Below are 13,997 nucleotides of genomic sequence, written 5' to 3' on the forward strand. Positions count from 1 at the left end.
ATCATAGGGAAGTGGAGCGATGTTTCCCTATTTGAAAGCAATAAGCGTGTGCGTAGCGGGGCTTTTAGTCCTTGTGTGCTGCTATGGCGCGGGTGTGTTTATGCAGTTTTATACTAGGCTTACGCCACATAGCGACTTATTTGAATCTATGTATAGTAAAAGCGTGCTTGATAGGCATAATCGCATTTTAAGCGTATTTCTTACACCTAATGAGCAGTGGCATATCAAATCTTACATACCTGTGCCCGACAAGCTGCGCGCGGCTGTTTTAACCTATGAGGATAAACGCTTTGAGAGCCATTATGGCATTGATATACTTGCCCTTATGCGTAGTATTAAAAATAATCTTTTTTTCTCCCAGCGCACAGGCGGTAGCACCATAACTATGCAAGTAGTTAAGCTTTATTTAAAGCCTAAGCGCACTTATGCGAATAAATTTAATGAAATTATGCAAGCTTTTGCCCTTGAATGCGCGTATGATAAAGATGAGATTTTAAGTATGTATCTTAATAACGCGCCCTATGGGGGCAATATCATTGGTTATCATTCAGCAGCACTTTTATATTTTAATAAAGATTCTGCATCTCTCACTTGGGCAGAATCTGCTCTCCTTGCAGTCTTACCAAATGCACCAGGGCTTATTAATCTCCAAAAAAATACGCAGATTCTAAAAACTAAGCGCGATGCGCTTTTATATAAAATGCACCAGAGGGGGTATTTTGATGAGCATATTTTATCGCTTGCTTTAAGAGAGCCTATCACTTGGCGCAAAATGCACCATCGTAACATCGCGCCACATATTAGCCTAAAGCTTGCATCTCAAATAGGGCAAAATAACATCACCACCACTATCGACAAAGATTTGCAAATGCGCTTAGAATCTAAGGTTAAGCAATATCATACAAAGCTCTTGCCACAAGGCATTTTAAATCTAGCCGCGCTTGTAGTGGATACGAAAAGCGGGCAGATTCTATCCTACATCGGTTCGCAGGATTTTTTAGACATAGCGCATTTTGGGCAAATTGATGGCGTGAGTGCTATGCGCTCACCCGGCTCATTGCTTAAACCATTTTTGTATGCTCTAAGTATAGATGAGGGCTTGATAGCTCCTGAAAGTTTGCTTGTTGATGTGCCGCTATTTTTTTCAAATTTTAATCCACAAAATGCTACAAAAACTTATGCAGGCTTGGTGCGCGCTCAATATGCCTTGCAAAAATCCCTCAATGTGCCTTTTGTGAAATTATTACAAACTTATGGGTATGAGAAATTTTTTTTCACCCTGCAAGATATGGCGCAGCTAAAGCCTAGCAATGCCTATACTTATGGACTTTCGCTTATACTTGGCTCAAAGGAATTAAGTATGCTTGAAATTGCTAGACTTTATCGAGGGTTAGGGAATTATGGCGAATTTGGTGATTTGTCTATTATGCTAAATGCTCCCACAAAGCCTAACAAGCGGTTTTTTTCTAAAGGCAGTGCTTATCTTACGCTCCAAACGCTTAAAGAATTGCAGCGCGAGGGTGATTTGGATTACCACAGGGCAAAAATGGCATTTTCATGGAAAAGTGGCACGAGCTATGGCAGGAAAGATGCGTGGGCGGCGGGTGTTAGCCCAAAATATACTATTGTTGTTTGGGTGGGGAATTTCACAGGCAAGGCAAATCCTAATATCTTTGGTGCAAGCACTGCAGGCACACTTCTTTTTGAAATCTTAGAATCTTTGCCAGATAATAATCTTACTTTTACGCTTCCAGCGTCAGATTTAAAATATATTGAGGTGGATAAATTTAGTGGCTATACGCTTAGTGATGAGTATAAAGCCTTACTTAGGCAAAGCAGCCTTGATAAAAGTATGCAATATATCCTCTATCCTACGCAGGCAAAGCCGCTACAAACCTCTCCTTTTTATAAAAAGGTGTTTCTTGCAGCGGATAAGGAGGTAGATTCTATAAGTGAGGATTTTATACACGCTAAGCCCGCGCTTATGCTTCATCTCCCCACAAATGTGCTAGCATACTATAAATCGCAACATATAAATATTGCAAAGCATTTAAATAAGCAAGCCAAACATGTGCAGTTTATTTACCCCACAAATGGGCTTAAAATCATTTTGCCAAAAGATTTTGATGGGCAAAAAGAGTTGATTATAAATATTGCTAATCTTAAAAATCAGTGTATTGCGTGGTATCTTAATAAAACACTTATCCATACTTCTAATCAATCTAGTCTCAAACTCTCCCTCCCACGCCGCGAGCATACACTTAGTATCATAGGCGAAGATGGCAGCATGGATAGCATTAGTTTTAGTATTGAGTGAGCAAAAATTAGTCAAAATAGGCTAAGATTAGGCTAAAAACAAGGAGCAATAATGACATTTCAAGGACAAAATGTATTAATCACAGGCGCGAGTAAAGGCATTGGTGCGCAAATTGCTAAAACATTGGCAGGATATGGGCTAAAAGTATGGATAAATTATCGCTCAAAGCCCGAGCTTGCAGAAGCTCTAAAGCATGATATAGAATCTAGTGGCAATAAAGCAGCGCTCATTAAATTTGATGCGAGCATTGAAGCAGAGTTTATAGCCGGACTTAAGGTGATTGTTGAGAGCGATGGGGTTTTAGATTATCTTGTCAATAATGCTGGCATTACAAATGATAAACTTGCCTTGCGTATGAGTGTGGCGGATTTTGAGAGTGTATTGGAGGCAAATTTGAAATCCTGCTTTATTGGCTGCAGGGAGGCTTTAAAAATTATGGGCAAGCAGCGATTTGGAAGTGTGGTAAATATCGCTTCAATCATCGGTGAGCGCGGCAATATGGGGCAGACAAATTATGCAGCAAGCAAGGGAGGTATGATAGCTATGAGTAAATCCTTTGCATATGAGGGTGCGCCGCGCAATATACGCTTTAATTGCGTAACACCCGGCTTTATTAGGAGCGATATGACTGATGAGCTTAAGCCCGAAGTAGCCGAAAATTATATGAAAAATATACCGCTTGCGCGCTTTGGCGAGGCAGAAGATGTCGCCCAAGCGGTGGCATTTTTGCTCTCAAATGCCTCTGCATACATTACTGGCGAGGTGCTAAAGGTGAATGGTGGGCTTTATATGTAGCAAAGTTGTTATTTAACAAATCTTTGCTATAATGGTAGCTTTTAAGTTTAAAATAAGGAGCAAAGACATGGATACATTTGAGAGTGTAAAGGCGGTGGTAGTAGAGCAACTGAGCGTTGATGCAAATGAGGTAAAGCCAGAATCTAGATTTATTGAAGATTTGAATGCAGATTCTCTTGATGTTGTTGAACTCGTTATGGCTCTTGAGGAAAAATTTTCAATTGAAATTCCTGATGAAGATGCTGAAAAAATCAAAACCGTAAATGATGTTGTAGCCTATATTCAAGCTCACAAAAAATCCTAAATACAGAATCCACTCGCGTGGGCTGTATCCCAACTCACCCATTATCATATTTGCAAAGGATTATAAATGCGCCGAGTAGTAGTAACCGGTCTAGGAATGATTAACTCACTAGGATTAAATAAAAGCGACTCTTTTAATGCTATTATCAACGCGCAGTGTGGAATTAAAAGAATTTCTTGCTTTGATGTGGAGCAATTCCCTGTTAAAATTGCTGGCGAAATTACAGATTTTAATCCCGAAGAAGTCCTTGATGCGCGCGAAATAAAAAAGGCTGATAGATTTATCCAGCTTGGGCTAAAAGCCGCAAAAGAGGCGATGTATGAGAGCGGGCTACTTGAAGGGAATACGATAAATGCCACACTTGGAGAAAGATTTGGCGTAAGCTCTGCTGCTGGCATTGGTGGGCTTGGCAATATTGAGAAAAACTCCATTGCCTGTGAGCAGAAAGGTCCTCGCCGCATTAACCCATTTTTTATCCCCTCTGCTCTTGTGAATATGCTTGGGGGCTTTGTGTCCATTGAATACGCGCTTAAAGGTCCAAATCTTGCGAGCGTTACAGCGTGTGCAGCAGGCACACATGCTATTAGTGAGGCGGCAAAGACTATTATGCTTAATGGTGCAGATGTGATGCTCGTGGTGGCTTCAGAATCTTCTATTTGCCCTGTGGGCATTGGAGGTTTTGCGGCGATGAAGGCTTTAAGCGATAGAAATGATGAGCCTAGCAAGGCTTCTCGTCCCTTTGATAAAGAGCGCAATGGCTTTGTAATGGGTGAGGGTGCAGGGGCATTGGTGCTTGAAGAGTATGAGAGTGCTAAAAAGCGTGGAGCGACTATTTATGCAGAGCTTATAGGCTTTGGTGAAAGTGGCGATGCTAATCATATCACTACGCCTGCTCCGCAGGGTGAAGGAGCTTTGCGCGCTATGAAAGCCGCGCTTAGAATGGCAAATAGACCTGTGGATTACATTAATGCACACGGCACTAGCACGGCTTATAATGATTTGTATGAAACTATGGCGCTTAAAACTGCTTTTGGCGGCAAAGATAATGTCCCTCCAGTGAGTTCAACTAAAGGGCAAATCGGGCATTGTTTGGGTGCAGCTGGTGCTTTGGAGGCTATTATATCTATTATGGCTATGCAAAAGGGCATTCTACCTCCGACTATTAATCAAGAGAATCCAGACCCTGAATGTGACCTTGATTATATTCCAAATCATGCGCGTGAGGCAAAGATTGATGTTGTTATGAGCAACTCATTTGGCTTTGGCGGCACAAATGGGGTTGTGATTTTTAGCAGAATCTAAGAGGTGGGCAATGGCTACATATCTTGATTTTGAGCAGAAAATTAAAAATCTCCAAGATGATATAGAATCTGCCCTTGTGCGCGGCGATACACACGCTCAAGCAATCCTGCAAAAAGAGCTTGAAAAAGAAGTTTCCCATGTATATTCTCACATTAGCGATTATCAAAAATTGCAGCTAGCGCGTCACCCAGACCGCCCATATGCGCTAGATTATATAGAACTTATATGCAAAGATGGCTATGAAATTAGCGGTGATAGGCATTTTAGAGATGATAAGGCAATTGTGTGCTTTCTTGGCAAGGTTGGTGGGCAAACCACTATGATAATTGGCGAGGAGAAAGGGCGAGGCACGAAAAATAAGCTTGTGCGTAATTTTGGTATGCCAAGCCCTGAAGGCTATCGCAAGGCTTTGCGCGCTGCTAAGCTTGCAGAGAAATTTGCTATCCCTATTCTTATGCTTGTAGATACACAAGGGGCTTATCCGGGTTTAGGTGCGGAGGAGCGCGGGCAAAGCGAGGCTATTGCAAAAAATTTGCAAGTATTTGCAGGACTTAGAACGCCAACCATTGCTATTGTTATTGGCGAGGGCGGTAGCGGTGGAGCATTAGCCATTGCCGTGGCAGATAGATTAGCGATGATGCAGTATTCTGTTTTTAGTGTTATTTCGCCAGAGGGCTGCGCAGCTATTTTGTGGAATGACCCCTCAAAGATAGAATCTGCGACAAAAGCCCTTAAAATCACCCCTCCTGAACTCAAAAAATGCGGGCTTATTGATGATGTGATTGATGAGCCGCTCATCGGTGCGCATAGGGATAAGCAAAGCGCAGCAAAGGCGATAGAATCTTATTATCTTAAAGCCCTCAATGCAGTTTTGCACGATAAAGATTATTTGGATAAACGCTATGAAAAGCTTATGAGTTATGGGGCTTTTGCTGAAGCGTAGCGCGCAAAATTCGCACTAGATTCTATGTGGCAAGTAGGCAAAAGCCTAAATGAAGTTTATTCTTATATTTACTCCCTACATATTTTCTTATGGCACAATGCACGCTTACATGAAACAAAGGAGCAAACATGAAAAAAATATTAGTAGCACTGCTAGGCGTAGCCTTTATCATCGGCTTAAATGCATGTGCAGATAAGCAGGAGGAAAAGACAAGCACGCTTGAGCAGATTAAGCAAAAGGGCGTGGTGCGCATCGGCGTATTTAGCGATAAGCCGCCTTTTGGGTTTATTAATGAAAAAGGGCAAAATGATGGCTTTGATGTATATATTTCAAAGCGCATCGTAAAAGATTTGCTAGGCGATGAAAGCAAAGTTGAGTTTGTCCTTACAGAAGCGGCTTCACGCGTAGAGTTTTTGCGCTCTAATAAGGTGGATATTATTATGGCAAATTTCACAAAAACGCCTGAAAGAGAAGCGGTGGTGGATTTTGCAAAGCCTTATATGAAGGTCTCACTTGGCGTAGTGTCCCCTAATGGCGAGATTAAAAGCATTGATGATTTAAAGGGCAAAAAGCTCATTGTCAATAAAGGCACAACAGCGGATATGTATTTTACAAAAAATTACCCCGATATTGAGCTGCTTAAATATGAGCAAAACACAGAAGCATTTCTCGCGCTTAAGGATAAACGAGGCGATGCGCTCGCGCATGATAATACACTTGTGCTAGCGTGGGCTATGGAAAATGAGGGCTTTGGCGTGGGCATTGCTTCACTTGGCGAGGAAGATGTGATTGCTCCAGCGGTTAAAAAGGGCAATATCGAGCTTAAAGAGTGGCTTGATAATGAGATTGACACGCTCACACATGAAGGCTTTATCAAAGAGGCTTATGAGCGCACACTCGCGCCTATCTTTGGCGAGGAGAAAATGGATTCTGTAATTTTTGTGCATCACTAGAAGTGTTACAGAATCTACGAAGTAGTTGATAGATTGCGCGCTGCCTTTATCAAAAAAGCAACAGCGCGGAGTTATAGAATCTAGCCCTTTAAAAACTCTTATAATAATAAAGTATACTATTTGAGTTTATTCACATAATCGCAAGCAAATTGATTGCGCAAATCACAGGCGCGATTGTAGTAATCTTTTGCCCTTGTCAAATCCTGCGGCACGCTTAAGCCTTGCTGATAAATTTCTGCACTCACCACACAGGCATACATTCTTTGTTCTTGGCACGCTTGAGAATCTAGATTGAGCGCTTTTTGATTAAACTCCCTTGCCTTTGCCAAATCCTGCTTGACATTCACACCATAAAAATAGTATGAGCCAAGCATAAAGCAAGCGCTCTCCATATCCCGCTCGCACATTACTTCAAGATATTGCAAGCCTTTCTGCACATCTTTTTCAATCCCTCTGCCATCAATGAGCGAGACAGCCTGTATGGTGCACCACTCCACCGCGCCCTCCCTGCAAGCCTCCAAACTATTCTCATAGCCTAGCTTATAATAAGACTGCGCACTTTGCTTATCTGTGAGCGCTTGTTTAGAATCTTGCCCTTTTTGTGTGGAAAGCACCTCATAGTAATTGCCCAAATACAAGCACGCGCCGGGGTGTTTGGCATCGCAGGCTTTTTTTAAAAACTTGCTAGCTTCTTGGGTATTTTTCACCCACATCACCACACCTTGATAGAATTCAGAATCTGCCTCGCGTATGGCTTTTAGCAGCGGGGATACCTCTTCTTTATTTTGAGAATCTGCTACAGAATCTGGCGCATTTTGCGCAGTTAGGGGCGTAGATTCTATACCAAAGGCGCGCGATATGCACAAGAGTAAGCCTAAATACAGCATAATGCATTTCATACACTACTCCTTTTATTGAGATGCACAAGTTGGGGGAGGCTTTGTGTAATCATTTGATTATGCGTGAAAAACCCCTCTATGCGCTCATATATCTCATCTACATCGCTTAGGCTATTTACCACAGCGCGAAATTCACTCGCACCATCATGCCCTTTAGCGTAAGCGTGCAGGTTTTTGCGAAACATTATCGCGCCCCGCTCTCCATAAAACTCAATCATTTTTTGAAAATGCTTAAGCACTAATTCTTTTTTGATAATAGGCGGAATTTCTTGTGTGTTATGCTTAATCTGCCAAAAAATCCAAGGCGTTGTAATAGCAGCCCTGCCTATCATCACGCCATTTGCGCCTGTGTGGGCTAGCACTTCTTTAGCCTTTTGCGGGGTATTAATCTCACCATTAGCAATAAGTGGCATGGAAATATGCTGCTTAATGTGAGCTATGGCATCATAATCCATACGCTCCTTTTTATAGCCATCAGCGCGCGTGCGCCCATGCACAACTACAAAGTCTGCCTGCACATCTTTGAGGGCTTGGGCTAGCTCATTTGGGATTTTTTTATCAAAGCCTAAGCGCACTTTGAGGCTTGTATAGGGGGTTTTAGCCGTTTTTTTAATAAGATTTGCAATTCTTACAAGTAAATTTAAATCTTTTAATAATCCGCTACCATTGCCATGATTTGCCACTTTAGGCGCGGGACAGCCGCAATTTAAATCAATAATATCAATGCCCTCTTGCGTGTTTAGAATCTCCACAGCTTGCTTGATAATGCTCTCCTTTGAGCCAGCAATCTGCACGCTATATGGATTTTCAAGCGGGGATTTTGCTACCATTTTAAGCGTGCGGGCATTATTAAACACTAGCGCGTGCGAGCTTATCATCTCACTCACGGTAATATCCACGCCAAAGTCTTTCACCACACTGCGAAAGGGCAAATCCGTATAGCCCGCTAGCGGGGCAAGCATGAGTAGATTCTCAAAATGTATCATTTAGTTTCTCTGCTTGTAATCAGCATAATCAAAGCTTTTTAAAAGCTGCCATTTCCCCTGCGTATCAATCGCGCAAAGGGCAGGTAGGGGAATGCCATTGAAGGTAGTATTTTTCACAATCGTGTAATGCAGCATATCCTCAAAAATCACTCTATCGCCTACGCACAGAGGCGTATCAAAGCTATAATCGCCTATAATATCGCCCGCTAAACAAGTAGCTCCGCCTAATCGATAAGCGTATTTGGCGACATTTGCACCTTTATCAGATTCTAAACCATATTTCTTAGAAAGTTTAGTGAGTGCGGGGCGGTAGGGCATCTCAAGGCAGTCTGGCATATGTGCGCTCGCACTTACATCAAGAATAGCAATATCTAGCTCATTATGCACAATATCCACCACCTCGCCTATTAAAAAGCCCACCTGCCAGCCCACAGCCTCGCCGGGCTCTAAAAATATGGCAATATCGTGGTATTTTTGCTTAAAGGAAGTGAGTAGATTGATAAGCAAACTACAATCATAGTCTGCCCTTGTGATGTGATGTCCCCCACCAAAATTCACCCAACTTTTATCATGCAAATACGCACCAAAATATTTTTCAAAATACGGCAAAGTGCGCGCAAGCACGCTGCTATCCTGCTCACAATGTGTATGAAAATGCAGTCCGCTAATGCCTTTTAGACCATACATTTTCACTCCCTCTTCAAAGGCTTGGGGTGTAATACCCAGCCTTGAGCCAGCAACGCAGGGGTTATAAATAGGCGGCTCTACTTCACTATAAAGCGGATTTACTCTTAAGCCCACTTCTATAGGGAATTGAGCGTCTTTATTGTGAGATTCTATCATAGGCTTAAAAGTCTGCCACTGAGCAAAGGAATTAAAAATAATATGTGTAGCATAATGCAGAATCTGCGCAAACTCATGTGGCTTATACGCGGGTGAAAACACACAGACTTCTTTGCTTGCTTTTGCGCCGCCTATTTCTTCATAGCCTAGTCTAGCCTCATATAGCCCGCTAGCTGTGCTGCCACTAAGTATGCGCCTTAGATTCTCAAATTTTCTCCAAAATGCGTAGCCTTTGAGGGCGAGCAGGATTTTTGCCCCACTTTGCTTTTGTATAGAATCTAAAAGCGTGAGATTGGTATTGAGCTTTTCTTCTTCAAGCACATAGGCAGGGCAGGGCAGGCTAAAAAGTGTGGAGCAGTCGCGCATTGGCTATTTGAGGGCAAATCGCCTCACTGCAGATTCTATCTCTACGGGATTTGATTTAGAGATAAACTCATCGGCATTCAGCGAGCGCGCCATATCTTCATTGCTACTTCCGCTCATAGAAGAATTAACGACAATTGGCAAGTGGGCGGTTAAAGGATTTGATTTGACCTGCTTAATCACCTCAAAGCCGCTTGCCTCTGGCATTTCAAGGTCTGTGATAATCATACCTATGGAGCTAATATCAGTTGTGGGCGCAAAGAGATAATCAAGCAAATATTTGCCATTAATAAAATCATGATGCACAACGCCCAATTTATCAAGGATAAGCTGCATAGTGCGTAAAACCGTTGGGCTATCATCAGCTAGCAATATGCTTTTTGTAGTTTCAACTTGAGAAATTTTAGCAATGCCCTCTTCTTTATCTTTTTCAATCCATGGAAAGACATCAATGAGCATTTTTTCAATATCCACCACCTGCACCAAACGCCCATCAAAATATCGTGTGCGGCTCACAAGCTTGCCATTATGTCCGCCACCGCCAACACCTACACCTTGCTCAATTTCTGTCCATTTTTTATTTAAGATTCTATCTGCTTCATAGATTCTCACCCCAATTGTCCAGCGTGAAAATTCACAAATCATAATGATATCTTCCTCACCCGGCGCTCTTTTCACACCAAAATCGCGTAAGTTCTTGCTCTTATTGCTGCTATCGTAATAAAACCATTTACGCATATCAATAAGAGGAATAGTCAATTCACGAATGGTAATAAGCCCCTCCACTAGGCTATTGCTCTCATGTGTAACGACTGTGAGCATACCGCTATATTTAATCACTTCTCGAATTTTAAAAACATTTACTGCATATAAATCTTTATCCTTTTCTAAACGAAAGCACAGGAGTTGTAGTTCATTATTTTTGTGGAGACTTGTTACTTGGTCTATGTTTGACATACTCGTTTTAGACATGTTACACCCCTACTTTATAAATTAAAAAATGGTCAAATACTAGCACAAAATCACTAAAAATAAGTTTATGTATTTCTGCCTTTGTGGCTAGATTTCCCGCCAAATCGCATTTTGATTAAAATCACAATCCAACGCACAACGCCATATAGCACATATCCGCTCATCAGCGCGCATAAGGTCTCTTGCGGCTTAATGTAAATAATGCCAAGTAGTAAAATCACAGCGATGAAAGATTTAAAATTCCACCGCATTTTTTTAAAGCTAGGATAGCGGATATTGCTCACCATAAGGATACTTATAAGAAAGCTTCCAGCAAGCATAACATAGCCATATTTTTGAATAAAGTGATATTCTAAATCTAGTAGCACCCAAAGCATAACAACAACCGCAGCAGAGGGAATAGGCAGCCCGATAAAGGAGTTTGGCTCTGCGTTTGTGGTAATATTAAAGCGCGCTAAGCGCACTGCACCAAGTATGACAAAAATAGCTGGCACACTCATACCCAAACGCCCATAATTTACCCCCACATAAAAGTAAAGTAACATCGCAGGAGCTACACCAAATGCCACGATATCAGCTAGAGAATCAAACTCTACGCCAAATTTACTTGAAGTATTAGTAAGCCTTGCCACCCTGCCATCAAGCCCATCAAGTATCATTGAGGCTAAAATAAGCCAGCAGGACATCTCAAAGCTACCTTTTGAAGCATAAATCACGCTTAAAATGCCCAGAAAAATACTCCCAGCCGTAAAAAGATTTGGGAGTATAAAAAGTGGATTAAACTTCATAAAAATATCCTATGATACTCTGCAGCGCCTTTATTCTATCGCCAATGCGCACTTTAAGTTCAAATTCTGCATGGGCTTTATCTGTTGGAATAATAATCTTTGTCATACCAAGTTTCATAAAGCCCATGCGCTCGCCAATACTCAAATTACTATGCGCAAAGAGATGATTAGAGGCAAAAAACACAGGATAAAAATCCATACTAAATGGCTTATCTGCTAGATTTTTAAAGCTCATAGTGCCATTAAGCACTTTGCGTTTATCTCTACTGCAAAAGTTCAAGCTTAAGCCTTTCTTTTCACTTGCGCTCCCCTCTACAATATCGCAAGGAGCGCGTATAACGCCCACATCAATAAGACGCGTCTCAATAAGAATGCTTATTTGCTCACTATTAGATTCTATATTTCTTATAATTCCATCAACAGGCGCGACAAAGGCATTATGCTCATCATTATTTGGAATGCGTTCAGGATTGCGAAATATCACAAGCCACACAATAAGCGCAATAAAAGATACAAAGCCACACACACTCCATTCAAAACACACACTTAATAAAAAGGCTGCTAGGAGGATACCTGCGCCTATCCAGCCTTGCTTTGCAATAATTTGTGTAGTGGTTGTCATAATGCCCCCTTATTCTTCGTCCTCAAGCGGAATGAGGCGAGTTTGCATATTATGCTGTGCTTCATATTCTTGGATAATTTCTCGCACGCGCGCACCATCAATCACTTCTTTTTCAAAAAGCTCTTTTACCATACTTTCAATGGCGTCTTTATAATCGCTTAGGAGTTTTTTGACATACGCATAGCGCTCATCAAGGGTGTTTTTGATATGTGCATCAATCTCTTGTGCGAGATGCTCGCTAAACTCCCTCTGTCCTCCGCCACCACCAAGAAAAGTATTGCGCTGCTTTTCAAGCACCATAAGCCCACTTACATCACTCATTCCATAATAGCTAATCATTGATTTTAAAATGCCTGTAGCGCGCTCTAGGTCATTGCTCGCACCTGTTGAAATCTCGCCCAAAAAGACATCTTCAGCCGCACGCCCACCCAAAAGTACATCAACTTCTGCCATAAGCTCATGCTTTTGCATAAGGTAGCGATTTTCTTCAGGTGTGTGCAGTGTGTAGCCTAGTGCTGCCATACCGCGCGGGATAATTGAGACTTTATTTACCCTATCAGCGCCTTTGGTCATTTCGCTCACCACTGCATGTCCGCTTTCATGATAGGCGACAATCTTTTTTTCCTTTGGAGAAATGCGCCTTGATTTTTTCTCAAGTCCAGCAATGCCTCTCTCAACGGCTTCTTTTAGGTGTTTTTGGCTTACTTCTTTTTGGTTTTCTCTCCCTGCAAGGAGGGCTGCTTCATTGATGATATTGGCTAAATCCGCCCCAGCAAGCCCAGCGGTGAATTTTGCAATCTCGTGTAAATCCACATCACGCGCTAGAGCAACATTTTTAATATGCACTTTGAGAATCTCAAGTCGCCCTTCAAAATCAGGCTTATCAACCAGCACTTGTCTATCAAATCGCCCGGGTCGCAAAAGCGCAGGGTCAAGAATCTCTGGGCGATTAGTCGCTGCTAGCACGATTACAGGTGCAGATTCTGAACCAAAGCCGTCCATTTCGGCTAAAAGTTGATTGAGCGTTTGCTCTCTTTCATCATTTCCACCTACCATACTTCCAGCGGCACGACTTTTCCCAATGGCATCAATTTCATCAATAAAAATAATGCTTGGCGCGTCTTTTTTTGCCATTTCAAATAAATCTCTCACGCGGCTCGCACCAAGCCCTACAAACATCTCAATAAAGCTACTCCCGCTCATAGAAAAAAATGGCACATTTGCTTCCCCAGCCACTGCCTTAGCCAGCAAAGTCTTACCTGTGCCGGGAGGTCCTACAAGCAGCACGCCGCGCGGGATTTTTGCGCCCACAGCGGCATAGCGTTCAGGGTGTTTAAGAAAATCTACAATCTCAACCACCTCTTCTTTTGCCTCTGCATTACCAGCCATATCATCAAATTTTACATTAGGCTTTTCGGCATTGACTAGTTTTTTGGCATTGCCCATACCAAAAATACCCCCGCCCATGCTCTTTTGCATACGAGCGGTCAAAAATATCCAAAGCGCTAGAATGATAAAAATGGGCAGCAGCATATTAACCAAATCACCAAGGAAACTCCCCTCGCTAAAGCCGCTGTATTCAATCTTTTTTTCATCAAGGAGCGGCACAAGTCCCAAATCTGCTACCTTTTTAGTCGTATAAAGCACTCGCGGCGAAGTTTGCGTAGAATACGCCTTAATGTAAGTTTGCCCAATGCTCACAGAGCTAATCTCACCACGTGCGATAAGCTCTTTTAGCTCATTGTAGGTAATCTCTTTAGTAACACTTCCCCCCATAAGCCTATCTGTGAGAGAATCTCCATTGGGCGAGAAAAGCTTAAATAAAAGGAGGGCGAGAATGACAAAAATAGCAAAAGTCAAAAAAGGATTTTGCTTAAAAGGCGGTTTTTTATCATTGGGATTTTCCATTA

The 13,997-nt window shown here is 42.1% G+C and carries 13 protein-coding genes; 6 read left to right on the forward strand and 7 right to left on the reverse strand.

Translation table 11 applies throughout. The features are described 5' to 3' along the window. Positions 1-19 precede the first annotated feature (19 nt). The 6 genes from pbpC (at position 20) to LS71_RS04910 (ending at position 6,614) form a co-directional block, all read left to right on the forward strand. Complete coding sequence (gene pbpC, locus LS71_RS04885) at positions 20-2,317, forward strand: penicillin-binding protein 1C (protein ID WP_034354170.1); 2,298 nt, start codon at positions 20-22, stop codon at positions 2,315-2,317. A 51-nt stretch (positions 2,318-2,368) separates the two neighbouring features. Continuing rightward, the gene (fabG, locus tag LS71_RS04890) at positions 2,369-3,112 is read left to right on the forward strand and encodes a 3-oxoacyl-ACP reductase FabG (protein ID WP_034354167.1); all 744 of its coding nucleotides are present in this window, start codon (positions 2,369-2,371) and stop codon (positions 3,110-3,112) included. A gap of 67 nt (positions 3,113-3,179) precedes the next feature. Beyond that, positions 3,180-3,416 carry an acyl carrier protein gene (gene acpP, locus LS71_RS04895; RefSeq protein ID WP_034354165.1) on the forward strand — a complete coding sequence of 79 codons (237 nt, stop codon included), beginning with the start codon at positions 3,180-3,182 and terminating at the stop codon, positions 3,414-3,416. A gap of 66 nt (positions 3,417-3,482) precedes the next feature. Next, the gene (locus tag LS71_RS04900) at positions 3,483-4,718 is read left to right on the forward strand and encodes a beta-ketoacyl-ACP synthase II (protein WP_034354162.1); all 1,236 of its coding nucleotides are present in this window, start codon (positions 3,483-3,485) and stop codon (positions 4,716-4,718) included. Positions 4,719-4,728: 10 nt separating this feature from the next. Continuing rightward, complete coding sequence (accA, locus tag LS71_RS04905) at positions 4,729-5,661, forward strand: acetyl-CoA carboxylase carboxyl transferase subunit alpha (RefSeq protein ID WP_034354159.1); 933 nt, start codon at positions 4,729-4,731, stop codon at positions 5,659-5,661. Between the two features lie 128 nt (positions 5,662-5,789). Next, positions 5,790-6,614, forward strand: a complete 825-nt coding sequence (locus LS71_RS04910; RefSeq protein ID WP_034354156.1) for a cysteine ABC transporter substrate-binding protein — start codon at positions 5,790-5,792, stop codon at positions 6,612-6,614. A gap of 116 nt (positions 6,615-6,730) precedes the next feature. Here the strand turns inward: LS71_RS04910 and LS71_RS04915 are convergent, their stop codons facing one another. The 7 genes from LS71_RS04915 to ftsH all read right to left on the reverse strand — a co-directional run bounded on the left by LS71_RS04915 (position 6,731) and on the right by ftsH (position 13,995). After that, on the reverse strand, positions 6,731-7,513 hold the full coding sequence (locus LS71_RS04915) for a tetratricopeptide repeat protein (RefSeq protein ID WP_238700333.1): 783 nt from the start codon (positions 7,511-7,513) through the stop codon (positions 6,731-6,733). Further along, on the reverse strand, positions 7,510-8,496 hold the full coding sequence (locus LS71_RS04920) for a tRNA dihydrouridine synthase (protein WP_034354193.1): 987 nt from the start codon (positions 8,494-8,496) through the stop codon (positions 7,510-7,512). Before LS71_RS04920 ends, LS71_RS04915 begins: the two co-directional genes overlap by 4 nt. Before the next feature lie 3 nt (positions 8,497-8,499). After that, positions 8,500-9,708 (reverse strand): carboxynorspermidine decarboxylase, encoded by a 1,209-nt coding sequence (gene nspC / locus LS71_RS04925; protein WP_034354153.1) that lies wholly within the window; start codon positions 9,706-9,708, stop codon positions 8,500-8,502. 3 nt (positions 9,709-9,711) lie between these two features. Then, on the reverse strand, positions 9,712-10,677 hold the full coding sequence (locus LS71_RS04930; RefSeq protein ID WP_034354151.1) for a chemotaxis protein: 966 nt from the start codon (positions 10,675-10,677) through the stop codon (positions 9,712-9,714). A 65-nt stretch (positions 10,678-10,742) separates the two neighbouring features. Beyond that, positions 10,743-11,465, reverse strand: a complete 723-nt coding sequence (gene pssA, locus LS71_RS04935) for a CDP-diacylglycerol--serine O-phosphatidyltransferase (protein WP_034354148.1) — start codon at positions 11,463-11,465, stop codon at positions 10,743-10,745. After that, a complete protein-coding gene (locus LS71_RS04940) occupies positions 11,455-12,087 on the reverse strand; it encodes a phosphatidylserine decarboxylase (RefSeq protein WP_034354145.1) in 633 nt (210 codons plus the stop codon). Before LS71_RS04940 ends, pssA begins: the two co-directional genes overlap by 11 nt. A 9-nt stretch (positions 12,088-12,096) precedes the next feature. Next, positions 12,097-13,995 carry an ATP-dependent zinc metalloprotease FtsH gene (ftsH, locus tag LS71_RS04945; protein ID WP_034354142.1) on the reverse strand — a complete coding sequence of 633 codons (1,899 nt, stop codon included), beginning with the start codon at positions 13,993-13,995 and terminating at the stop codon, positions 12,097-12,099. Positions 13,996-13,997: the final 2 nt, after the last annotated feature.

This window comes from Helicobacter jaachi (assembly GCF_000763135.2).
Classification (GTDB): Bacteria; Campylobacterota; Campylobacteria; order Campylobacterales; family Helicobacteraceae; genus Helicobacter_C; species Helicobacter_C jaachi.